Annotated in this window: 17 protein-coding genes and 1 tRNA gene; 10 read left to right on the forward strand and 8 right to left on the reverse strand. The window is 65.1% G+C overall.

Annotation, left to right across the window (positions count from 1 at the left end; all coding sequences use genetic code 11):
* Positions 1 to 5 precede the first annotated feature (5 nt).
* From ACVWZM_RS11955 to cpdR, 3 genes are all read right to left on the reverse strand, one after another.
* Positions 6 to 1,283: an IS4 family transposase gene (locus ACVWZM_RS11955; RefSeq protein WP_456853288.1), complete on the reverse strand. Its 1,278-nt coding sequence runs from the start codon at positions 1,281 to 1,283 to the stop codon at positions 6 to 8.
* 619 nt (positions 1,284 to 1,902) lie between these two features.
* Positions 1,903 to 1,977: transfer RNA gene (locus ACVWZM_RS11960), tRNA-Val, on the reverse strand.
* 78 nt (positions 1,978 to 2,055) lie between these two features.
* On the reverse strand, positions 2,056 to 2,415 hold the full coding sequence (gene cpdR, locus ACVWZM_RS11965; RefSeq protein ID WP_016843340.1) for a cell cycle two-component system response regulator CpdR: 360 nt from the start codon (positions 2,413 to 2,415) through the stop codon (positions 2,056 to 2,058).
* A gap of 305 nt (positions 2,416 to 2,720) precedes the next feature.
* Here cpdR and ACVWZM_RS11970 point away from each other — a divergent pair, with 305 nt between their 5' ends.
* From ACVWZM_RS11970 to ACVWZM_RS11980, 3 genes are all read left to right on the forward strand, one after another.
* Positions 2,721 to 3,608 (forward strand): N-formylglutamate amidohydrolase, encoded by an 888-nt coding sequence (locus ACVWZM_RS11970; protein WP_057016267.1) that lies wholly within the window; start codon positions 2,721 to 2,723, stop codon positions 3,606 to 3,608.
* A gap of 570 nt (positions 3,609 to 4,178) precedes the next feature.
* Positions 4,179 to 4,958: a histidinol-phosphatase gene (gene hisN / locus ACVWZM_RS11975; RefSeq protein ID WP_456853290.1), complete on the forward strand. Its 780-nt coding sequence runs from the start codon at positions 4,179 to 4,181 to the stop codon at positions 4,956 to 4,958.
* 82 nt (positions 4,959 to 5,040) lie between these two features.
* Positions 5,041 to 6,009, forward strand: coding sequence for a tripartite tricarboxylate transporter substrate binding protein (locus tag ACVWZM_RS11980; protein ID WP_456853292.1), 969 nt, complete (start codon positions 5,041 to 5,043; stop codon positions 6,007 to 6,009).
* Positions 6,010 to 6,017: 8 nt separating this feature from the next.
* Here ACVWZM_RS11980 and ACVWZM_RS11985 read toward each other — a convergent pair whose 3' ends face one another.
* Positions 6,018 to 6,911: a LysR family transcriptional regulator gene (locus ACVWZM_RS11985; protein ID WP_076827672.1), complete on the reverse strand. Its 894-nt coding sequence runs from the start codon at positions 6,909 to 6,911 to the stop codon at positions 6,018 to 6,020.
* Positions 6,912 to 7,003: 92 nt separating this feature from the next.
* Between ACVWZM_RS11985 and ACVWZM_RS11990 the strand changes: the two genes are divergently transcribed.
* Positions 7,004 to 7,756, forward strand: coding sequence for a sulfite exporter TauE/SafE family protein (locus ACVWZM_RS11990; protein WP_057016255.1), 753 nt, complete (start codon positions 7,004 to 7,006; stop codon positions 7,754 to 7,756).
* 30 nt (positions 7,757 to 7,786) lie between these two features.
* On the opposite strand, the gene ACVWZM_RS11995 is transcribed toward ACVWZM_RS11990, so the two are convergent.
* Complete coding sequence (locus tag ACVWZM_RS11995) at positions 7,787 to 8,422, reverse strand: LysE family translocator (protein ID WP_057016254.1); 636 nt, start codon at positions 8,420 to 8,422, stop codon at positions 7,787 to 7,789.
* 238 nt (positions 8,423 to 8,660) lie between these two features.
* Here ACVWZM_RS11995 and ACVWZM_RS12000 point away from each other — a divergent pair, with 238 nt between their 5' ends.
* Both ACVWZM_RS12000 and ACVWZM_RS12005 read left to right on the forward strand, forming a co-directional pair.
* The gene (locus ACVWZM_RS12000; protein ID WP_057016253.1) at positions 8,661 to 10,460 is read left to right on the forward strand and encodes an adenylate/guanylate cyclase domain-containing protein; all 1,800 of its coding nucleotides are present in this window, start codon (positions 8,661 to 8,663) and stop codon (positions 10,458 to 10,460) included.
* Between the two features lie 60 nt (positions 10,461 to 10,520).
* On the forward strand, positions 10,521 to 11,180 hold the full coding sequence (locus ACVWZM_RS12005) for a hypothetical protein (RefSeq protein WP_316398657.1): 660 nt from the start codon (positions 10,521 to 10,523) through the stop codon (positions 11,178 to 11,180).
* A gap of 63 nt (positions 11,181 to 11,243) precedes the next feature.
* On the opposite strand, the gene ACVWZM_RS12010 is transcribed toward ACVWZM_RS12005, so the two are convergent.
* Positions 11,244 to 12,191 (reverse strand): alpha/beta fold hydrolase, encoded by a 948-nt coding sequence (locus ACVWZM_RS12010; RefSeq protein ID WP_057016251.1) that lies wholly within the window; start codon positions 12,189 to 12,191, stop codon positions 11,244 to 11,246.
* A gap of 221 nt (positions 12,192 to 12,412) precedes the next feature.
* Here ACVWZM_RS12010 and ACVWZM_RS12015 point away from each other — a divergent pair, with 221 nt between their 5' ends.
* The gene (locus tag ACVWZM_RS12015) at positions 12,413 to 12,889 is read left to right on the forward strand and encodes an Hsp20 family protein (protein WP_076827682.1); all 477 of its coding nucleotides are present in this window, start codon (positions 12,413 to 12,415) and stop codon (positions 12,887 to 12,889) included.
* A gap of 82 nt (positions 12,890 to 12,971) precedes the next feature.
* Here the strand turns inward: ACVWZM_RS12015 and ACVWZM_RS12020 are convergent, their stop codons facing one another.
* A complete protein-coding gene (locus tag ACVWZM_RS12020) occupies positions 12,972 to 13,805 on the reverse strand; it encodes a hypothetical protein (protein WP_456853295.1) in 834 nt (277 codons plus the stop codon).
* A 470-nt stretch (positions 13,806 to 14,275) separates the two neighbouring features.
* Here ACVWZM_RS12020 and gltB point away from each other — a divergent pair, with 470 nt between their 5' ends.
* Both gltB and ACVWZM_RS12030 read left to right on the forward strand, forming a co-directional pair.
* Entirely contained in the window at positions 14,276 to 19,012 is a 4,737-nt protein-coding gene (gltB, locus tag ACVWZM_RS12025; protein WP_057016248.1) for a glutamate synthase large subunit, read from the forward strand.
* Between the two features lie 136 nt (positions 19,013 to 19,148).
* Positions 19,149 to 20,606, forward strand: a complete 1,458-nt coding sequence (locus ACVWZM_RS12030) for a glutamate synthase subunit beta (protein ID WP_225163834.1) — start codon at positions 19,149 to 19,151, stop codon at positions 20,604 to 20,606.
* Positions 20,607 to 20,782: 176 nt separating this feature from the next.
* Here the strand turns inward: ACVWZM_RS12030 and ACVWZM_RS12035 are convergent, their stop codons facing one another.
* A complete protein-coding gene (locus tag ACVWZM_RS12035) occupies positions 20,783 to 22,474 on the reverse strand; it encodes an outer membrane beta-barrel protein (RefSeq protein ID WP_456853297.1) in 1,692 nt (563 codons plus the stop codon).
* 260 nt (positions 22,475 to 22,734) lie between these two features.
* On the opposite strand from ACVWZM_RS12035, the gene ACVWZM_RS12040 reads away from it, so the two are divergent.
* A complete protein-coding gene (locus tag ACVWZM_RS12040; protein WP_057016246.1) occupies positions 22,735 to 23,742 on the forward strand; it encodes a KpsF/GutQ family sugar-phosphate isomerase in 1,008 nt (335 codons plus the stop codon).
* Positions 23,743 to 23,780: the final 38 nt, after the last annotated feature.

Consider the following 23,780-nt stretch of genomic DNA (forward strand, 5'->3'; position numbering starts at 1 on the left):
TGCATCTACACGTTTGTCGGGCCATTTGCGAGGATTTGGAAGCGGGCCATTCCGGTGTGGAAGGTGATTGGTCCAGGTGGACGGTGGGAGGCGTAGCCGGTCCATCCGCCGAGTTTTGCGATGATCCATGCCGCCCAAGCAAGGGTGTTGGGGCGATGGTGGTTTTTCTGAAGCTCGGTGCGACCTTTCATGGTTTTGTTGATGGCCCTGAGCGTCTCGATCTCTTCTGCGGTGAAGACAAATTCAGCCGGCAATTCTTCGCCACTGTTGCGGGCCTGAACGAGTTGAATGACGATACATGCCGCTCTGGTGGCGACCGCCACGAGCTTGATCAGGCCTTCGGCGCTCTCGATCTGACTATCCTCGATGCGCAAACCCTGGCTCTTCAGCGAGCGAAAGAGTTGCTCAATGATCCAGCGCTGGCGGTACCAGGAGACGATCTGCCAGGCGTCTTTAGCGGTGGCGACCGGATGAGTGGTCAGGAGCAGCCAGCGAATGGGCTCCGCACCTCTCGGCGGATGCAACTCGACCACTTCTACGAAGCTGAGTTTGATGCCCTCCGCCAAGTCGGTGACGCCGGGCCTCTGCGGCCGCTTGAGCACGACGGTTCCGAAGCGCATCGAGAGATGGGCCTGCCGGCCGCGCCGATCCATTCGCTGCGGCAGATCGATCACCGCGTTGTCGCAGAAGCGGCTCCGCTCGACCGCCTGATAAAGTGTGTCGCCATCGACCAGCGCATGGTCGTGCATGGCACGCGACAGAAGATGGACATTCTCAGCTGGCGTCAGCGCCCAGTGAGCAAAGAAATCCCCCTCGCGGTCGTTGACGACGGTGATCATGCGGGCATCTGCCAGGACGTCGCGGCCTTGCTCGGCGGCCGTCACCCAGCGCGCCGACTCCTTGTCGGCCAAGGCGCGCCGCTCATGCGGGATTTTTACCTTGCCTTTGCGCGTCCAAACGTTGCCGCCAGTAAGGCCAAGACAGACCCCGCTGTCGGCATCCACCGCCATCATCGCATGCAACAGCACGCCGCGAGCATTGCCCTTGCCGACTTTGCCCAGCCCGCGCCGCCGTCCCGCCTGGGTCTGGAACTTGACCTCGCTCGTATCCTGGATCGCCAGCACATGACGCCCGCTGACCGCAGTCCGCGTCTGCGTGCTCCAGCCCTCAATCAATTTATCGATCGTGACTTGGGGGTTGTTCACAAACCGCCAGAACGCCATATTGGCAGCCCAATCGCCCCGGGCCATCTGGCGCAAGCAGACGCTGCGCGTGCAAAGCATAGCCCGGAGAAGCGTCGCCCCCTTTTGTCGAGACGAACGTCCCCGAACTCACCCAAAGACAAATCCGGCTGCATCGCTGGCGCTCCTTCGAATCAAAGCGCCAGTGAGAGAATCATACAACATGCTGCAGAGACGCCACTTCTTGCTGCACCGAGTCAATCTGTCGCGCCCCAAAACCGTGTAGACACGCTAGCGCGAAAGCAGGGACCCATAACCACGAATGGTCATTGTTGCCCGATGGCTGAACGACGAATCCCTTCAACAGCATCCGCCGCGGAGTATGGGTCCCTGCTTTCGCGGGGACGACGTGTGGAGGGAGCCGCGGTCCCTCGGTTCAAACACTGCTGTCTCTGGAATACTGGGTCACCCGCATGCGACGGGTGATGACACCAACAAGACAGGAAACCAACCACGTCATTGCGAGCGAAGCGAAGCTATCCATCCCACCCGCATATGCCGAGCGATGGATTGCTCGTCGCTTCGCTTTTCGCAATGACGGGTCGAAAGATTTATGGAGGTATCAAGAAACGGCTTGCCGAGCCGCAGCTCGCGGCCAAGGGCCCGCCTCCGCCCATTGGGCTTCGGCGCGGCATCCTTCTCTCGCTGCGCGAGCGAAGGATGGTGGGTGCGACAGGGATCGAACCTGTGACCCCTACCATGTCAAGGTAGTGCTCTCCCGCTGAGCTACGCACCCAAAGCGTATTTGGATCGGGTCCCTATAACGGACGGCGGCGGGGCAGGCAAGGATACAAAGTGAAGGTTTTTTGGCGAATCAGGCCGCCAGCAACTTGTTCACTTCGCTGACCAATTCCCTGAGGTGCACGGGCTTGGCCAGCACTTTGGCGTTTTTCGGCGCCTCCGAATCGGAATTGAGGGCCACCGCGGCAAAGCCGGTGATGAACATGATCTTGATATCGGGATCGAGTTCCGAGGCACGGCGCGCCAGCTCGATGCCGTCCATCTCGGGCATCACGATGTCGGTGAGCAGCATTTCGAACGGCTCCTCGCGCAGCCGCTGGTAGGCCGACATGCCGTTGTCGTGCGGCGAGACCTTGAAACCCGCGTTTTCGAGCGCCTTGACCAGGAAGCGGCGCATATCGGTGTCGTCTTCGGCGAGAAGTATTTTCGGCATGGCAGGAATCGTCGAATCCGGCTTGAGGAGCAGTCCGAACAGTAAGCCCGACAGACGGTAAATTTCGGGTGAAATTTGCGTCAAGCCAGCGGCAAATGCGCGCCATCCATTTGTGGACCGAACCGGACATCGAATCAACCGGGTGCCGCATTTGCTGCTTTTAAGACGCGTTCCAGCTGAAACCACACTCTTTTCACTTGGCAGAATGATCGCGATTACCGACAATGCGTGCCCATAAATCTCCGCTTTTCCGGCAGACTCAGTTGCTGCGGGGCGAGGCGGACGCAAGGGACGGCGCCAAGGGAATGACCGAATTTGCTGGCGAGTTGTCGCCCCCGTTCGAGATCGTTGAGCCGCAGGCCTGGCGCGCGCCGATCATCTTCAATTCCCCGCATTCGGGCTCGGTCTATCCGGCCGAATTCCTCGACGCGTCGCGAATCGATGTGGTGTCGCTGCGGCGCTCCGAAGACTCTTTCATGGACGAGCTGATCGCTGGCCTCAGCGATCGCGGCTTTCCGATCGTGCGGGTCAACTTCCCGCGCTCCTATGTCGACGTGAACCGCGAGCCCTACGAGCTCGACCCGCGCATGTTCACCGGGCGGCTGCCGAGCTTTGCCAATACGCGTTCGATGCGGGTGGCCGGCGGGCTCGGCACCATCCCGCGCGTGGTCGGCGACGGCCAGGAGATCTATCGCGAGCGGCTCGACGTCGACGAGGCGCTGCGCCGGATCGAGGTGCTCTACAAGCCCTATCACCGCGCGCTGCGCCGGCTGATCAACAAGGCGCACCAGGCGTTCGGCGCCGTGATCGTGGTCGACTGCCATTCGATGCCGTCGGTCGGCGTGTCGCGCGACGAGCCGCGCCGGCCCGACGTCGTGATCGGCGACCGCTACGGCACGAGCTGTGCGGCGCTATTGCCCGACCTCGTCGAGGAGATCATGAGCTCGCTCGGCTATTCGATCGGCCGCAACAAGCCCTATGCCGGCGGCTTCATCACCGAGCATTACGGCAATCCGGCGAGCGGCCTGCACACCGTGCAGATCGAGCTCAACCGCGCGGTCTATATGGATGAGCGCCGCCGCGAGCGCGGCCCTCGCTTCGCGCAGGTCGCCGCCGACTTTGCGACCCTGGCGGATGCGCTCGCGAAAATCCCGTTCGGCGATCTCGGCCCGTTCCAGGCGGCAGCGGAGTAATCAATCCTTCGTCGGGCACTGCGATCCCGACGAAGTCATGAACCAGGAATTCAAGTTGGCGGCGCGATAAGCGCCGAACTGGATTCTCAGTTCACTTGCGGAAACGACGGCCCAAGAAAAAAGGGCCGCTTGAATGAACAAGCGGCCCAAGTCTAGGGAGGAAACGCCCAAGGAGGGCAGCGATAGCGCGAGGCGCTACCGCACCGCAACAATATGCGACCGCGCTGCACAAAACGCAAGAACTTTCGAAACATTTCTTGGGTAATGTTGGAAAGTCTGGCGAAACTGCAACAGGCCGGCAGGAGCGGCTTTCCGTATGTAGGATCAATATCTTACAAGGAAAGCCCCCGGGCGGGCAGCGCTCTGCGCATAGCTTGTATACCAGAATTCGCAACTTCGTGATCGAGACCGGGACCCGGGGCGCTTTCGAATCCGAAGCCAAATCGAAAGTCCGGAACCGCGTCATCGGGCTGGATAACACTCCGTTAATCGTGCGCGCCGCGCCGGATTGAGCTAGGCAAGACCGCATCCGATTTCTACCGCGTCGTTTGCGCAGTTCAGGGACATGCCGTGACGGTCATCGACTTTACCGCCTTCATCGGCCGCCTTGCGACCGCATCCGGCGAAACCATCCTGCCCTTCTTCCGCACCTCGCTCTCGGTCGACAACAAGAGCTCGAACGATTTCGATCCGGTCACCGAGGCCGACCGGGCGGCGGAAGCCGTGATGCGGCGGCTGATCAAGTCGAACTTCCCCCAACACGGCATCGTCGGCGAGGAGTTCGGCAATGAGCGCGAGGACGCCGACTATGTCTGGGTGCTCGATCCGATCGACGGCACGAAATCCTTCATCGCCGGCTTTCCGATCTGGGGCACGCTGATCGCGCTGCTGCACAAAGGTACGCCGGTATTCGGCATGATGCACCAGCCCTATATCGGCGAGCGCTTCTCCGGCGACAACGGCTCGGCGCATTACTCCGGCCCGTCGGGCGAACGGCGGCTCTCGGTACGGCGCTGCGCCTCGCTGAAGGAGGCGACCGTCTTCACCACGAGCCCGCTGCTGATGAATCCGGATGACCGCGCCCGCTTCGGCCGCATCGAGAATGCAGCGCGCCTGTCGCGCTATGGCGGCGACTGCTACTCCTATTGCATGCTCGCCGCCGGTCATCTCGACCTCGTGGTCGAGACCGAGCTGAAGCCTTACGACATTGCCGGCCTGATCCCGATCATCACCGGCGCCGGCGGCATCGTCACCACCTGGGACGGCAAGCCGGCGCAAAGCGGCGGCCGAATCATCGCGGCTGGCGACCCGCGCGTGCACGAAGCGGCGATGAAGCTTTTGAACGCTTGAGTTCCCTGCCTGATTCTTGAGTTGCCGGGCGTCTGATCTGCGCCCATCCTGACCGCAACCAGAAAAGTCAGGGATGGGCGACATGACGATGCGCGGCAGGCTGCTGGCAGCCCTTCTCCTGCTTCTCGCGCCCGTCACGGCTTTCGCCCAGGATTTCCCGACCAAGCCGCTCCGGCTGATCGTGCCGTTCCCGCCCGGCGGGCCGAACGACATCATCGCGCGGGTGATCGGGCAGAAGATCTCGGAGCTCGCAAGGCAGCCCGTGATCGTCGACAACCGCGCCGGCCAGGGCGGCGTGCTCGGCACCGACGCGGTCGCGAAGGCGGCGCCCGACGGCTACACGGTGGCGATCGCGAGCGCCGGCGCGCTGGCGATCAGCCCCAGCATGGAGAGGGTTGCCTACGACACGCTGAAGGATCTCGCGCCGGTGACGCTGGTCGCGACCGTGCCGGAGATGCTGGTGGTCGCCGCCAACGTGCCGGCGAGGAACATGAACGAACTGGTCGCGCTCGCCAGGGCGCAGCCGGGTAAGCTCAACTTCGCCTCCTCCGGCCCCGGCAGCCTGCCGCATCTCGCCTGCGAATTGTTCAAGCTGACGGCCAAGATCGACATCGTGCACGTGCCCTATCGCGGCGCCGCGCCGGCGGTGAACGACCTGTTGGGTCAGCAGGTGCAGATGACCTTCCTCGACCTGCCGGTGATCCTGCCGCAGATCAAGGCGGGCGCGCTGCGGCCAATCGCGCTCGGTGGGCGCGAACGCGCGCCGACCGCACCCGACGTGCCGACCACCGCCGAGGCCGGCATGCCCGAACTGGTCATCGAGAACTGGTACGGCATGGTCGCGCCCGCACGCACGCCGCCCGCGATCGTCGCAAGGCTGAACCAGCTCGCCACCGCGGCGATGGCCGATCCGATGGTCAAGCAGAAGCTCGCCGAGCAAGGCCTGACGCTGGCCGGCGACACGCCGGAGCATTTCCGCGACTTCATCGCCGCCGACATCAGGAAATGGGCGAAGGTGATCCAGGACGCCGGCGTGGTGACGACGAAATGAGCCAGCCGTCAGCGCTGCGCTTCTGCGCGCAGATAGTCCACAAGTTGCTTGGCCGCCCGCGGCAGCGCCTTGAAGCTGCGCGCGCAGATCGTCAGCCGGCGGTTGGCCCAGGCGTCGCGGATCCTTATCGTCGTGATCGGCATCGACGCCGCGCAGCGCCGCGCCGCGGTCTCCGGGATCACGGCGATGCCGACATCGGCGGCGACCATCTGGCAGATCGCGTCGAAGCCGCGCAGGCGGGCGCGGAAGCGCAGCCGCGCCCCGAGCTTTGCGGCATGCCGCGAGATATGAACCTGCAGCGCGGATGTTGCCGTGAGGCCGACGAAATCGCGGCCGACCACTTCCTGGAAGTCGATCTGGCGGCGGCCGCCGAGATCGCCGCGCCGCGACGCCACCAGCATCAAGCGGTCCTCGCTGAACAGGAAGCGCTCGACGCTGTCGGGCAGCGCGTGCTCCGCGGCGAAGCCGAGATCGGCGGCGCCGCTGGCGATCGCGGTCGCGATATCGGTGCTCTCGCGCTCCTCGACATCGACGCTGATATCGGGATGCTCGTGCAGGAAGGCCGCGAGCGCGCGCGGCAGATGCTCCGACAGGCCCGAGGTGTTGGCGAGCAGCAGCACGTTGGCGCGCACGCCGCTGGCATAGGCGGCGAGATCGCTTTGCAGCGCCTCGACATTGTGGATCACGATGCGGGCGTGGCCGAGCAAGCTCTCGCCCGCCGCAGTAAGTTCGACGCCGCGGCGGCCGCGCTTGAGCAGCGCGACGCCGAGCGCTTCCTCGAGGCCCTTGATCCGCTCGCTAGCCGAAGCCAGCGCAAGGTTCGCGCGCGCCGCGCCCTGGGTGATGCTGCGCGCATCGGAAACCGCGATGAACAATTGCAAATCGGTCAGGTCGAACCGCATGACGTTTCCCACCCCATACCTTCGGGTCGTCCGAAGGCTAACTCCGTAACCTCCAGATTGTGCCGTTCGCATCGATCGGTCAATGTGCCGCCATGGTCGACCATCTCCTGATCTTCATCGCTTTCGCCTTCCTGCTCGCCGGCTTCGTCAAGGGGACGCTCGGCCTCGGCCTGCCGACGGTCGCGATGGGGCTGCTCGCAACCACGATGGCGCCGGGCCAGGCGATTGCTATCGTGATCGTGCCGGCGATCGTCACCAATATCTGGCAGACCTTCGTCGGCCCCTATCTGCGCGACATCATCAAGCGGCTGTGGCCGTTGATGCTCGGCACCGTGGCGGGCATCTGGATCAATGCCGGGCTGCTGACCGGGCCTTACGCGGCCTACGGCACCGTCGTGCTGGGCGTGCTGCTGGTGATCTACGCGATCGTCGGCCTGAGCAGGTTCAGCTTCAAGATCGCGCAGCGCGACGAGAAATGGATCGGCGGCATCGTCGGCGTCATCACCGGGCTGATCTCGGCGGCGACCGGCGTTCAGGTCATCCCCTCGATGCCTTTCATGCAGGCGATCGGCATGGAGAAGGACGAACTGGTGCAGGCGCTCGGCGTGTTCTTCACCACTGCGACCGTGGCGCTCGCCTTCAACCTCACGGCATCGGGCCTGCTGACGGCAGCCACCGCGCTGCCGGGCGCGGTCGCGATGGCGGCGTCGTTCACCGGCATGTTCATCGGCCAGGCGGTTCGCACACGGATGCACCCCGAGGTGTTCCGCCGCTGGTTCCTGATCGCGATGATCCTGCTCGGCATCTATCTCGCCGGCAGCGCACTGCTCAAGATCCACGGCTAGAGCGGCAAAGCGAGAGCCTCAAGGCGCGAGCTAGCGCGCCTCCAGCGTCGCGACGCGGACGCCGAGATAGATGAAGAGCGCGCCGAGCGAGCGGTTGATCCAGGCGATCACGCCGGCCGATTGCCTGATGTGGCCGGCAGCCCGCGCCGCGAAGGCCGCAAGGCCAAGGCACCACAGCGTGCCGCCGGTGATGAAGATCAGGCCGAGCACCAGGAAGGCGAGCGTCTTGTGCGGCGAATCGGCCGCCACGAATTGCGGCAGGAAAGCCAGGAAGAACAGCGCCACCTTGGGGTTGAGGATATTGGTCAGCGCCCCCTGCCAGAACACACGCGAGATCGAGGTCTCGCCGCCCTGCCCCGTGATGTCAGCGACTGGCCTGGCGCGCGCCAGCAGCATCTGCAGACCGGTCAGCACCAGATAGGCCGCGCCGACCAGCTTGACGACCAGGAACGCGGTCGACGAGGCCATCAGCAGCGCCGACAGCCCGATCGCCGCACCCAGCACATGAACCAGGCAGCCGCAGCTGATTCCCATCGCCGCAGCGGCTCCGCCGCGCCATCCGAGCTGAATCGTGCGCCCGATGATATAGGCGGTATCCGGCCCCGGTGTGACGTTGAGCAGCAGGCCGGACAGGACAAACAGCCAAAGTTCGTGAATTCCCAGCATGGCAGTGAGATTAACCTATGCAAGTAACCGCCCGGAAAGGATGATCAGCCAGCCGGCGCCATCCCAGCGACACACGAATTCAGTAGAGAAACCACTGTACGATCCGTTGGTCGCATGCCAATTCCTGCTACTATGCATTATAGGTGCCTGCAAACCGGGCTTCCGCCGGACCCGGCCTGTCTTGTAAGTATCGGATTCGGTCACCTCGGCTAAGTGGCCATTCCAGGGCACAGGAGACATGGAAAGACGGCTCGCTGCCATTCTTTGCGCTGACATCGCCGGCTATTCCCGCATGATGGGTGCCGACGAGGCGGGGACGCATGCCTCGTTCAAGGCGCACCGCAGCGCGATTTACCCGATCATCCTCAACCATGGCGGCCGAATCGTCAAAAACACCGGCGATGGCTTCCTCTTGGAATTTCCGAGCATCATCGGCGCGATCGAGGCCGCCGTCGCGATGCAGACCCTGATGGCCGAGCGCAACGAACATTTGCCGGCCGACCGCGCCATGCACTTCCGGATGGGCGTCCACATGGGCGACGTGATGGCCGACGAGGACGAGGTGTTCGGCGACGACGTCAACATCGCAGTCCGTCTCGAGACGGTCGCAACGCCCGGCGGCATCGCGGTGTCGGACAAGGCCCGCACCGAAGCGGGACGGCGGCTTGCCGTCACCCTCGTCGACGCCGGCCCGCACCGCTTCAAGAACATCGCCGAGCCGGTCAATGTCTGGACTTGGGCGCCGGCCGGATCCGATGCCCAGGAGCAGGTTCCGGACGACGGCCCGCATCTGCCGGGGCAATACCGGACCGCAATCGTCGGCGTGCTGCCGTTCGACAATCTGAGCGGCGGCGCCGACGAATATTTCTCGGACGGCCTGACCGAGGACCTGATCCACGCGCTGTCGCTGCAATCCTTCTACCGCGTGCTGAGCCGCAACTCGACCTTCGCCTACAAGGGCAAGAACGTCTCGACGCGGCTGATCGCGCGCGAGATCGACGCGACCTATCTGATCCAGGGTTCGGTACGGCGCGCCGGCAACAAGATCCGCGTCTCCGCCGAGCTGATCGCGCCCGAGAAGGGCGAGCAGCTGTGGACCGGCCGCTACGACCGCGACATGGGCGACCTGTTCGCGATGCAGGACGAGATCACCGCGAATCTCTCCGCCGCCGTCGCGCAGGAGATCTATCGCGCCGAAGCATCGGCACCGGCGCGCTCGCCGAACGCCGAACTGACGGCGTGGGATCGCTTCCTGAAGGGGCTGTCGCACTACTACCAGCAGACCAAGGACGATTGCGAAACCGCGATCGCGCTGTTCAAGGAAGCGATCGAGCTCGACCCCGCGCTGTCGATCGCGCGCGCCTATCTGGCGCTGATTCAGATCCAGAGCATCCAGTTCGGCTGGATTCCGAGCACGCGCGAATTGTGGGCCTCGTCGGTCAGCCTGGCCGAGAGCAGCGTGCGGCTCGACCCGCGCTCCTCGTTCGCGTTTTCGCTGCTGGCCTATCTGCACGCGATGCAGGGCCATTACGAAGCCGCGATGGACGCCATCAAGCGGGCGATCGAGCTCAACCCCTACGACATGGGCGCGCGCGGCGTGCTGGGAATCTGCCACATGGTGATCGGCGATCATCGCAAGGCGGTCGATCTGTTCTCGACGGCGGTCCAGCGCGGCAACAGCGACCCGCGCTACCAATGGGCCGCGCTGAACGCATTCAGCCATTATCTGCTCGGGCAATATGACGCGTCGCTGTCGTGGTCGCGCGAGGGGCTGTATCTGAACCCGAACCATCTGCAGTGCCTTGCGGTGCGCACCGCAGCGCTCGCCCAGCTCGGCCGCGCCGACGAGGCCGCGCAGGCAGCCGAGGCCCTGCTCGCCAACCATCCCGAGCTGACGGTCGAGCGTCACTTGCGCAATTTCCACTGGAAGAACCCGGCCGACATCGCGCATTATCGCGACGGCCTCTTGAAAGCCGGGCTGCCGTTCGGCAAACTCGCTCTGGTTGCATCCACCTCGAAATTCGCCGTCGACTCCTGAGCGAATTCATCCACCGGTAATGGATGCTTTTTAAGCTGAAGCTTTTCAGGATGTGGTTTGATGTCCGATACGGCTGCAAGCGCGGCGCCCGCCCCGCAGATTTCTCCTGACAATCCCTGCCCGTTCCTGCGGGCGCTCGCCGCCGGCAACTATGTCGGCGGCCATATCGTGCCGCTGCCTGAACTGACCGGGACCATCGGGCGCGCAACCGGCAAGACCGGGTTCGAGGGATTCACCGCGCGGGCGAAGATCTTCATGGTGGCGCAGATCGCCAACGGCCTCGGTCCTTTCAGCCAGCTGCGCAGCCTGTTCCAGGGCGCCATTCTCGACGCGTTACGCAACGGCCCGCTCGACAAGCACGGCGCCGGCTCGCGCATCCTCGACCAGCACGCGGTGGTCCATGAGGACGAGATCGCGCGGCTCGCGACCTTCGGCAGCGACCACAAGGCACCCGACGGCAGCGTCGAACGCGGGCTGTCGGCCGCCGAGATCAAGACCTTCATGGCGGCGAACTTCCAGCGCGCCAAGGACGAGCATCCGCCGTCCTACGGCATCCTGCACTGCTACTATCCGCTCCTGATGCTAGGCGAGTGGCCGGTGCTGCTCGACATCATGGGCAAGGGCGAAGGCAAGGACCGCTATCTCAGCGTCGCCGAGGTCAGGACGCTGTTCGTGGACAAGCGCTTTCCTGACCGGATCGTCGCGCTGCTACAGCGCTAGATTTTTGTTGGACGCGTTTTCTTCACGCGAACCGGTTTCCCCTTCGCTCGAAAACGCCATGTTTCACTTGAACAGCGGCGTGCCCGGCACGAACGCATCGAACGCCGCCCAGAATTGGCCGCGGTAGCGGTCCTGCTCCTGCAGGATTTCGTGCTTGGAGCCGGCGATCACGAGATGCGAGCCGGCGCGCAAGTGATAGGCGAACTCCTCGATCGCGGCCGTCGACACCACCTCGTCATTGCTCGCCGCCAGCATCAGAATCGGCTGGCGGATTTCGGACGGATACGACGTGCCGCGGAAGGTGCGCATCGCGGTGAACGCGGTGTCGGCCCAAGCGATCGTCGGCGCCGCGATGCCGAGCGTCGGGTCTTCTTCCAGGATCGCGGCGTTGCGGGCATGGCGCACCGGATCGCTGGTGACGGGATTGCCGATGAAGGGCGCGAGGCCGACCAGTTCGTCGCTGCCGCCGGGAACATAGCGGCCGCCCTGCCCGGCCAGCCGCATGATCCGAAGCAGCGCGCTCGGGAAGAACGACACGCGGCGGCGCGGCAGGTCGATCATCGGCGCCGACAGCACCATGCGGTCGAACCAGCGCTTGCCGGCATGCGCGAGGCGCAGCATCACCGCACCGCCCATCGAATGCGCCAGCGCGAAATAGGGCGGCGGGCAATCCGGCAGCACCACCTGCTGCACGAAGGTCTCGACGTCGACCTCGTAGTCGGCGAAGTCGCGCACATAGCCCTTGCGGGGATCGCGCAGCCGGCGCGACGAGTGGCCCTGCCCGCGCCAGTCGATCATCGCCACCGCAAAGCCACGGTCGCGCAGATCGCGCACGGTCTCGAAATATTTTTCGATCATCTCGCCGCGCCCGCCGAACACGCAGACCGTGCCCTTGCGGCCGGGCGGCGGCGCCCAGCGCGCAAAGCGCAGCTCGGCCCCGTCTGGTGTCTTGATGGTACCACTGACAACGTCGTCCGGAACCGGGTTGGCGGGAATCGAGACGAGCGTCATGAAGGGGACCGGAGTGGTGAGACAGGGTGGAGATCAAGGACGCCGGCGCCGAAAAATGCGACGCGGTTTCCGCCTCTTGAACGCGACGTGACCCCTCCCATATCATTTCCGTGCAGGCCGCTACCAGTGCTTCGGAACCGAAACATCAGGCTGCACACATCTAAGCCCGGCCCGATGGCGGGCGGGTAACTGAAACAGTCGCTCAATGGAGGACTATTCCTATGCGTAGCTACGACCTCACTCCGTTCTATCGTTCCACCGTCGGCTTCGACCGCCTCTTCAACCTGCTCGATCAGGTGACCTCGGACGGCAGCCCCGGCTATCCCCCCTACAACATCGAGCGCACCGGCGAGAATGCTTACCGGATCAGCGTTGCGGTCTCCGGCTTCTCGCAGGCCGAGCTTTCGATCGTCGCGAAGGAGAACACGCTGACGATCAAGGGCGAGAAAACCGCCAACGAGAACTCCGGCAACGGCGCCGAAGTGCTCTATCGCGGCATCGCCTCCCGCGCCTTCGAGCGCGTCTTCCAGCTTGCCGACTTCGTGCAGGTGAAAAACGCTTCGCTCGAGAACGGTCTGCTCCACGTCGATCTCGTCCGCGAGATTCCCGAGGCCAAGAAGCCCCGCAGCATTCCGATCGGCGGCGGCGAGAAGGCTCCGCAGGTCGTTGACGGCTCGGCCGGCAAGGTCGCCGCCTAAGCAACAAACCCCGCGTCAGCAGATATTGGCTGATCGCGAAAACGCCCCGGGAAACCGGGGCGTTTTTTGTTGCCGGTAACCGCTACTCCAATCCCTGCACCTTGGGCATTGCCTGGGTCGGCAGGATCGCGGGAGCGGGCGCCGGCGGCGGCGCACCCTGACCGACGGTCGGAGCCTCGGCTTGCTGGACGGCTTGCTGCGCAGCCTGGGCCTCGGCCGGCTTCGGGGCTGCGGCCTGCTCGGCCGTCGCGGGTGCAGCTGCCTGGGCAGGCTGCGGCGTGGCCGCCTGCGGGACGGCGACCTGGGCCGCCGGGGCGGGAGCCTGGGCTGCCGCCGGCGCTTGGGCTGCCGCCGGAGCCTGGGTCGCCGGAACCTGAGCCGCCGGAACCTGGGCTTTGGCCCCCAGTGGGTTCCGCTTCGGCACCGGCACGCGGCTGGCGACATGCGGGATGGGGAGTGGCGGGCGCGGCACCCGGGCCTGGATCGGCCGCGGCATCGGCCCGACGGGACCGTCGGTCGCGCTCATTTCCTCTTCGTAATTGTCGCCGAGCCGGGAGGCCGGCGTGAAGCGGATGATTTGGCCGTCGCGGGCATCGATCACCAGCCTGCCGTCGTCGCCGCCCTGGTCGATCACCGAGATCGTGTAGACGAACCCGCGCTGTCGGGGCGCGCCAAGCGGCAGATAGCCGTTCTCGCGGAGCACGGTATAGACCTCGACCGGCGGCAACAGGCTCGGGACCCGGCCAAAGCGCGGCGGCGGCGGAACCTCGGGCATGGCGGCATAGGGCCCGTCCATGTCGGATACCCTGACCAGAAGCGGGCTGCCGATCCGGGCGGACGTCGCCAGCTGGGCCTCGGCCGAGGCTGCGCTGAGCGCGAGGGCGGCGGCAGCAACCGAACCTGTGAACAACTTCATCGCCGTAACTCCTGTCTGCCCCGCCCTGGAGCGTTTCCGCTCTCTTGCCGGCTTGCCCGGGGCAAAACTTCAGTTTCAAATTCGGCGGTCCTTGGTCCCTCCTTGGGCCAGATCACGGCGTGTTTGCTTCGAATCGGGGGCGCCACATGCCCGTCGAGCCGTTCGATCCGAGCATGCGGGCGAGGACTTCCTCGCGCTTGTGTGATAGACAAAAATTTGGCAAGGTCTAAGTTAGGACAGTAAAGCTGTCTCAATTTCGAGGCCATCCCGGCATAGGGATTGCAACGAGACCTCGGCGCCCCGAGCTCCGAGAATGCTGCAGGCAGGGCCGTTCCTCAGGGGACGTTGAAACGCCCGTCGTCTGAATTTAGGAAAATGCGGCTCGCGGCGGACGAGCGGTGGCCCGGTGGGTGCCGCAACGTCCAAGGTGCGCCAAATACGGTGGGGCCCTTACGAAAGGGAGAGGACACATGAGCGGGTCGGAATTCGAGCGCGAAAACATCGTGGCAGGAACGCTGTCGGCGACCGCGGACTCGAAAGCCGCCGAGCCCGCGCGTGAGTTGCATACTTGGCGCCCCGAAGCCGAGGGCCTGTACGATCCCAGCCTGGAAAAGGACTCCTGCGGCGTCGGCTTCATCGCCAACATCAAGGGCCAGAAGTCGCACCAGATCGTCTCCGACGCGCTAAACATCCTGTGCAACCTCGAGCATCGCGGCGCCGTCGGCGCCGACCCGCGCGCCGGTGACGGCGCCGGCATCCTGGTGCAGATCCCGCACGCCTTCTTCGCGCGCAAGACCGCGGAGCTCGGCTTCAAGCTGCCGCAGCCCGGCGAATACGCCATCGGCGCGCTGTTCATGCCGCGCGATGCCGCGTGGCGGAACGTGATCAAGAGCATCATCGCCGACGAGATCAAGAACGAGGGCTTCAAGCTGCTCGGCTGGCGCGATGTGCCCAGTGACAATTCATCGCTCGGCGTCACCGTGAAGCCGACCGAGCCCTACCACATGCAGGTCTTCATCGGCCGCAATGGTGCGGCCAAGACCGAGGACGATTTCGAGCGCCACCTCTACATCCTGCGTAAGTCGATCTCGCAGGCGATCTATCAGCGCCGCGACCGCGGCATGGCGGGCTACTATCCGTGCTCGCTGTCGTGCCGCACCGTGATCTACAAGGGCATGTTCCTCGCCGACCAGCTCGGCAAGTACTATCCCGACCTGCATGAGGCCGACTTCGACAGCGCGCTGGCGCTGGTGCATCAACGCTTCTCGACCAACACCTTCCCGACCTGGTCGCTGGCGCATCCCTACCGGATGATCGCCCATAACGGCGAAATCAACACGCTGCGCGGCAACGTCAACTGGATGGCGGCGCGACAGGCTTCCGTGCATTCGGAGCTCTACGGCAAGGACATCAGCCGCTTGTGGCCGATCTCCTATGAGGGCCAGAGCGACACCGCCTGCTTCGACAACGCGCTCGAATTCCTGGTGCAGGGCGGCTACTCGCTGCCGCACGCCGTGATGATGATGATTCCGGAAGCGTGGGCCGGCAATCCCCTGATGGATGAGCAGCGCCGCGCGTTCTACGAATATCATGCCGCGCTGATGGAGCCGTGGGACGGCCCGGCCGCGATCGCCTTCACCGACGGCCGCAAGATCGGCGCGACGCTCGATCGCAACGGCCTGCGCCCGGCGCGCTATCTCGTCACCAAGGACGACCGCATCGTGATGGCGTCCGAAATGGGCGTGCTGAAGATTCCGGAGGACCAGATCGTCACCAAGTGGCGGCTGCAGCCCGGCAAGATGCTGCTCGTCGACCTCGAGCAGGGCCGCCTGATTCCCGACGACGAGATCAAGGCCGACCTCGCCAAGAGCCATCCCTACAGCGACTGGCTGCATCGCACCCAGATCCAGCTCGAGGAGCTGCCGGATGCGCCGGCCAAGGGCGTGCGCTCCAACCTGCCGCTGCTCGATCGGCAGCAGGCGTTCGGCTACAGCCAGGAAGACATCGCGATCCTGATGACGCCGATGGCGGCCACCGGCGAGGAAGCCGCCGGCTCGATGGGCAACGACACGCCGATCTCGGCGCTGTCGGACAGGCCGAAGCAGTTGTTCACCTACTTCAAGCAGAACTTCGCGCAGGTGACGAACCCGCCGATCGACCCGATCCGCGAGGAAATCGTCATGAGCCTCGTCTCGATCATCGGGCCGCGGCCGAACCTGTTCGACCTGCAGGGCGTCGCCTCGACCAAGCGCCTCGAGGTGCGGCAGCCGATCCTGACCGACGCCGATCTGGAAAAGATCCGCTCGATCTCCGACGTCGCCGAGACCCACTTCAAGTCGCGCACGCTCGACACCACCTTCCACGCCGGGTTCGGCGCTGCGGGCATGGAGCAGGTGCTCGACGAGCTCTGCGCGCGCGCCGAGGGCGCGGTGCGCGAGGGCATCAACATCATCATCCTGTCGGACCGCATGACCGGCACCGACCGGATTCCGATCCCGTCGCTGCTGGCCTGCGCCGCCGTGCATCATCACCTGATCCGCACCGGCCTGCGCACCTCGGTCGGCCTCGTCGTGGAATCCGGTGAGCCGCGCGAGGTGCATCACTTCGCCTGCCTCGCCGGCTACGGCGCCGAAGCGATCAACCCCTATCTCGCGTTCGAAACCATCCTCGCGATGAAGGACCGGCTGCCCGGCGCGCTCGACGACTACGAGATCGTCAAGCGCTACATCAAGTCGATCGGCAAGGGCCTGCTCAAGGTGATGTCCAAGATGGGCATCTCGACCTACCAGTCCTATTGCGGCGCGCAGATCTTCGACGCGGTCGGCCTGAAGGCCGACTTCGTCGCCAAGTATTTCGCCGGCACCCACACCCGAATCGAGGGCGTCGGCCTCGGCGAAATCGCCGAGGAGACCGTGCGGCGTCATACCGACGCGTTCGGCGACGGCCAGATCTACAAAAGCGCGCTCGATGTCGGCGGCGAATATGCCTACCGCACCCGTGGCGAGGACCACGCCTGGACCGCGGAATCGGTCTCGACGCTGCAGCATGCCGTGCGTGGCAATTCGCAGGAGCGCTACCGGGCGTTCGCCAAGATCCTCAACGAGCAGTCCGAGCGTCTCTTGACGCTGCGCGGCCTGTTCCGGATCAAGAGCGCCGAGGACGACAAGCGCAAGCCGGTCAAGCTCGAGGACGTCGAGCCGGCCAAGGACATCGTCAAGCGGTTCTCGACCGGCGCGATGTCGTTCGGCTCGATCTCGCGCGAGGCGCACACCACGCTCGCGATCGCGATGAACCGGATCGGCGGCAAGTCGAACACCGGCGAAGGCGGCGAGGAGTCCGACCGCTTCAAGCCGATGCCCAACGGCGACTCGATGCGCTCGGCGATCAAGCAGGTCGCCTCGGGCCGGTTCGGCGTGACGACGGAATACCTCGTCAACTCCGACATGATGCAGATCAAGATGGCGCAGGGCGCGAAGCCCGGCGAAGGCGGCCAGTTGCCCGGCCACAAGGTCGACGCGACGATTGCCCGCGTCCGGCATTCGACGCCGGGCGTCGGCTTGATCTCGCCGCCGCCGCATCACGACATCTACTCGATCGAAGACCTCGCCCAGCTGATCTACGACCTCAAGAACGTCAATCCGGACGGCCAGGTCTCGGTCAAGCTGGTGTCGGAAGTCGGCGTCGGCACGGTTGCCGCCGGCGTCGCCAAGGCGCGCGCCGACCATGTGACCATCGCGGGCTTCGAGGGCGGCACCGGTGCCTCGCCGCTGACCTCGATCAAGCATGCCGGCTCGCCGTGGGAGATCGGTCTTGCCGAGACCCATCAGACGCTGGTGCGCCAGCAGCTGCGCAGCCGCATCGCGGTCCAGGTCGATGGCGGCTTCCGCACCGGCCGTGACGTCGTGATCGGCGCGCTGCTCGGGGCCGACGAGTTCGGCTTCGCCACCGCCCCACTGATCGCGGCGGGCTGCATCATGATGCGCAAGTGCCACCTCAACACCTGCCCGGTCGGCGTCGCGACCCAGGATCCGGTGCTGCGCAAGCGCTTCACCGGCCAGCCCGAGCACGTCATCAACTACTTCTTCTTCGTCGCCGAGGAAGTCCGCGAGATCATGGCGCAGCTCGGCTACAAGACGTTCGACGAGATGGTCGGCCAGGTCCAGATGCTGGACCAGACCGCGCTGGTCTCGCATTGGAAGGCCAAGGGCCTCGATTTCTCCAAGCTGTTCGTGCGGCAGAAGGAGGAGAAGGGCCAGACGATCTATCACTCGGAGAGCCAGAACCACCATCTGGAAGCCGTGCTCGACCGCCGGCTGATCGAGAAGGCGCAGGCCGCGCTCGATCGCGGCGCCCCGGTCAAGATCGAGGAAGAGATCAACAACACCGACCGCTCCGCCGGCGCGATGCTGTCGGGCGCGGTGGCCAAGATCTACGGCCATGCCGGCCTGCCGCTCGACACCATCCATGTCGGCCTGAAGGGCACGGCGGGACAGGCGTTCGGCGCCTGGCTCGCCAAGGGCGTCACCTTCGAGCTCGAGGGTGAAGGCAACGACTATGTCGGCAAGGGCCTCTCGGGCGGCTGCATCATCGTCAAGCCGCCGAAGATCTCCGGCATCGTGCCGGAAGAGTCGATCATCGTCGGCAACACCGTGATGTACGGCGCGATCGCTGGCGAGTGCTACTTCCGCGGCATCGCCGGCGAGCGCTTCGCGGTGCGCAACTCCGGCGCGGTCGCGGTCGTCGAGGGCGCCGGCGATCATTGCTGCGAATACATGACCGGCGGCATCGTCGTGGTGCTCGGCAAGACCGGACGCAACTTCGCGGCCGGCATGTCCGGCGGCATCGCCTATGTGCTGGACGAGGCCGGCGACTTCGACAAGCTCTGCAATCTTTCGATGGTCGAGCTCGAGCCGGTGCTGTCCGAGGAGATGATCAACGCCGACACCTACCACCACTCCGGCGATCTCGAGGCGCATGGCCGGGTCGACGTGTTCCAGAACCTGCTCGACTCCGACGTGGAGCGGCTGCACGTCCTGATCACGCGTCACGCCAAGCTGACGGGTTCGAAGAAGGCGGCGGAGATCCTCGCCGACTGGAAGAGCTGGCTGCCGAAATTCCGCAAGGTGATGCCGGTCGAGTACCGCCGCGCGCTGAAGGAAATGAAGGCGAACGCCGACGCCGAGCCGAAGATCGCGATCGGCGCGTAGGGTTCATCACGGGTCATTCCGGGGCGCGCAAGGCGCGAACCCGGAATCTCGCAAGGCAACTTCAAGGTTCCGGATCTGCGCCTTCGGCGCAGCCCGGAATGACGGAACAACTGAGATGCAGGGGCATCGGGTTTCAATGGGTAAGATCACAGGTTTTCTCGAGATCGAGCGGCATGACCGCAAGTACGAGCCGGTCGCCGATCGACTCAAGAACTTCAGGGAATTCGTCATTCCGCTGAGCGAGAAGGACACGCGCGACCAGGCCGCGCGCTGCATGAATTGCGGCATTCCCTATTGCCACGGCACCGGCTCGACCGCGCCGGGCACGCCGGGCTGCCCGGTCAACAACCAGATCCCCGATTTCAACGACCTCGTCTATCAGGGCAACTGGGAAGAGGCCTCGCGCAACCTGCACTCGACCAACAATTTCCCCGAATTCACCGGCCGCATCTGCCCGGCGCCGTGCGAGGCGTCCTGCACGCTCAACATCGACGACAACCCGGTCACCATCAAGACCATCGAATGCGCGATCGTCGACCGCGCCTGGGACAATGGCTGGCTGAAGCCGGAAATCGCCGCGCAGAAGACCGGCAAGAAGGTCGCCGTGATCGGCTCGGGTCCCGCCGGCATGGCGGCCGCGCAGCAGCTCGCGCGCGCCGGCCACGAGGTGCATGTCTACGAGAAGTTCGCCAAGGCCGGCGGCCTGCTGCGCTACGGCATTCCCGACTTCAAGATGGAGAAGGGCATCATCGATCGCCGCGTGGCGCAGATGGAAGCCGAGGGCGTCACCTTCCACTACGGCAAGGCCGTGGGCGGCTCGACGCCCGGTGCGATCGATCCGCAAGAGCTCGCCAAGCAGTATGACGCCGTGGCGCTGACCGGCGGCGCGGAAGCCCCGCGCGACCTGCCGATCCCCGGCCGCGAGCTTTCCGGCATCCACTTCGCGATGGACTTCCTGCCGCAGCAGAACCGCCGCGTCTCCGGCGAGCCGCTGAACGGCGCCGCCGACATCCTCGCCGGCGGCAAGCATGTCGTCGTGATCGGCGGTGGCGACACCGGCTCGGACTGCATCGGCACCTCATTCCGGCAAGGCGCCAAGTCGGTGACCCAGCTCGAGATCATGCCGGCGCCGCCCGAGCACGAGAACAAGGGCGTGACCTGGCCGAACTGGCCGCTGAAGATGCGCACGTCGTCGAGCCAGGCCGAAGGCGCGGTGCGCGAATTCGCCGTGCTGACGACGAAGTTCGAAGGCGTCGACGGCAAGGTGACGAAACTGCATTGCGTCAAGGTCGACGATAAGTTCAAGCCGCTGCCCGGCACCGAGTTCACGCTCGACGCCGAGCTCGTGCTGCTGGCGATGGGCTTCGTCCATCCGGTGCACGAGGGCCTGCTCAAGACGCTGGGCGTCGAGCTCGATCAGCGCGGCAACGTCCGCGCCTCTCTGCACGACTACCAGACCTCGCGCGCGAAGATCTTCTCAGCCGGCGACATGCGCCGCGGCCAGTCGCTCGTGGTCTGGGCGATCCGCGAAGGCCGCCTGTGCGCGCGCTCGATCGACACCTTCCTGATGGGGAAGACCGATCTGCCGGGGTAAGCGCGTCAACCGCCACGCCACTGCACCCACACACTGAACTGTCATCGCCCGCGAAAGCGGGCGATCCAGTATTCCAGAGACGTCAAGGCTTGAACGGACAGGCCGCGGCGTACTGGGTGCCCCGCGTTCGCGGAGCACGACACCTCATTTGAGATGCGACTCGCGCATCCTCACCGCTAATTCTGCACCCGCACGCCGAGCATCACCACCGTCGACGCCGAGCTCTGTCCCGGCTGATTGGAATCCAGCCAGTTCCGGCTCAGCGTGCCCTTGATCCATAGGCTGCGGCTCAGCTTGTAGATCAGGTCGCCCGACAACGCGTAGATCTTGTCGGTGCGGTTATCGCCCTGGTAATCGAGCGTGCCGTAGGTGAACTTGCCGATGCCGGTCAGCCAGCGGCGGAAGTCGTGATCGACCTCGACGGTGTAGGTGCGTGACAGCACGCCCGAGGTGCCGGGCAGCGTGGTCTCGCCGATCTGGGTGTCGGAATAGAACTTTGCCGTGGTCAGCGGCGTCGCGGTCCAGGTCAGCGAGGCCGTGGTGAGCAGGCCTTCGAGTCGGCTAAGCCGCGGGTCGACATAGTCGCGCATGGCATAGCCGATCGAGATCTCACCGAACAACAGCCGGGTGAACTCGAACGACGTACCGACCTTGGCATAACCGCCCGATGAATTGCGCGCGTAACCGTTGCGGTCGAGATAGAGATCGTGGAAGCGACTGTCGCCCTCGACTTCGACAAAGGGCTTCACGGCTGGATTGAGCTCATAGCTGACACGGCCGATGCCGCCGTATTGGGTGAAGTTGCGGTCGTCGTTCGATGAAGAGGTGCCGTCGGTGAGCTTCGACCATTGGTAGTCGGTGCGGTCGATGGTGCCGCCGAGCGAGACCTGCATGCGGTTGAAACGCTGGTCGATGCCGAAGGTGCCGCCGACCGTGGTGTAGATCGGATATCTGGCGAGGCCGGCCTGCACGTTCGGGCTGCCGGGATTATCGGTCGAGACCAGCAGGCGGGCCTGCCCCAGCAGATGCGTGTCCTTGGTGACGTCGACACGGCCGTCGATATGGCCGGTGAAATTCGGACGGTCGATGTCGAGCGGCGCCGACAGCGGCGTGCCGTCGGCGTTCGGCGTCAGCCCGGAGCCATAGCCGTTGAAGGAGCCGCGCAAATCGGCGACGACGGCGTGACGCTCCCAGTCGGAGACCGCGAGGAATTCCGGCGCGACCATGTAGAACGCCCTGCCCTGCGGCGAGTAGAGCCGACCGGGGTTGGTGTCGTAGCCGGCCATCACCTCGACCGCGGTCTTGACCATGAACGAGCCGGCATAATCGCCGACCGCGCCGAACGGATCGTCGTCGATCTTGAGCCGCTTGCGCGGCGGCTGGCCGACGATGGTGCCGGCCATCGCCGGCGGCAGCGGCGTCTTGTTGGCGGTCTCCGAGGGCGGGATCGACAGCCGCAGCTGTCCCGTGGCGTTCAATGGCGGCGACGTCGGCTGCGGCGAGCCCGGTCCGGCCGGCGGCTTCGGTTTGGCCTGGCCCGGGTAGTATTTCGGCTTCTGGCGTTTGCGGTTGAGCGAGTCATAGCCCGACGTCGAGGCGCCGTTCGCCGCGGGGAGCCCGTAGGTCGGGACCTGCCCGATCCGCGTCGTCGTTGGTGTCGATGAAGATGAAGACGAGGAGGAACGGCGATCGCGATCGGCGTCGGGCAGCTTCAGGCCGTTGAGCGGATCCATGGCGTCGGCCATGGTCCGGCGCAGCGGCGAATCCTGTGTGATCACCTGGCTCTGGCGATTGGGACTGAACAGATCGGGCGTCACGGTCTGGGCCGCAGCGAGCCCTGTGGTCACGGTCAGCGCCAGAGCGGTCACGGCCGGACATGGCAAAACCGCGCGGACAAGGCGTCCACGCCGGTCTGGGCCGCTTGCTGGCCGCCGCAACACGATGGAAAAACTCCAACGAATTCACATACTTGTCGGACGCACTCCGCCGGGCGGCGGAAAACGTCGTTAATGGAGTTAAAACAATTATGGTTAATGAGCCGTTGAGGATCGGCCGCCGCGCGTCGCATCGCGGAATCGAACGTGCTAAGGGAGACGCCCGGGTGCAAAACCCTTCCTTGGAATTCTAAATGGCCAAACCGAAACCGCTGATGACCAAATCATCCGGCCCCGATGACGGCGCCGTTCAATCGGCGCTCCGCACCCTCGATGCCGAAGCAAGCGGCGTCGCAGCCCTCTCCGCGGCACTGAAGTCCGACCTCGGCGCGCCGTTCGCGGCCGCGTCCGAGTTGATCGGCAATGCCAAGGGACGGCTGATCGTCACCGGGCTCGGCAAGTCCGGCCATATCGGGCGCAAGATCGCCGCGACCTTTGCCTCGACCGGCACGCCGGCGTTCTTCGTGCACGCAGCGGAAGCGAGCCATGGCGACCTCGGCATGATCACGATCGATGACGTGATCCTGGCGCTGTCATGGTCCGGCGAGCAGCCGGAGATGCGTAACCTGATCGCTTATGCCGCCCGCTTCGGCATTCCGCTGATCGCGATGACGGCCGACAAGGACTCGACGCTGAGCAAGGCGGCCGACGTGCAGCTGACGCTGCCGAAGGCCCGCGAGGCCTGCCCGCACAATCTGGCGCCGACCACGTCCTCGCTGATGATGCTGGCGCTCGGCGATGCGCTGGCGATCGCGCTGCTCGAGGGCCGCGGCTTCACCTCGACCGATTTCAGCGTGCTGCATCCGGGCGGCAAGCTCGGCGCGCTCCTGAAATATGCCCGCGACCTGATGCATGGCGGCGACGCGCTGCCGCTGAAGCCGCTCGGCACCAAGATGTCGGATGCGCTGGTCGAGATGACCTCCAAGGGTTTTGGCTGCGTCGGCATCGTCGACCGCCACGGCCATCTCGTCGGCATCGTCACCGACGGCGATCTGCGCCGGCAGATGCGCCCCGACCTTTTGACGCTGTCGGTCGACGAGGTCATGACCAGGACGCCGAAGACGATCAGCCGCGACACGCTGGCCGGCGAAGTGCTGGAACTGCTCAACGCCTCGAAGATCACGACGCTGATCGTGACCGATGCGAAGAAGCCGGTCGGCATCATCCATCTGCACGATCTGCTGCGGGCGGGCGTGGCGTAGAGCCGCGCTTTCTTCCGTCATTGCGAGCGAAGCGAAGC

This window comes from Bradyrhizobium sp. USDA 4501 (assembly GCF_054062115.1).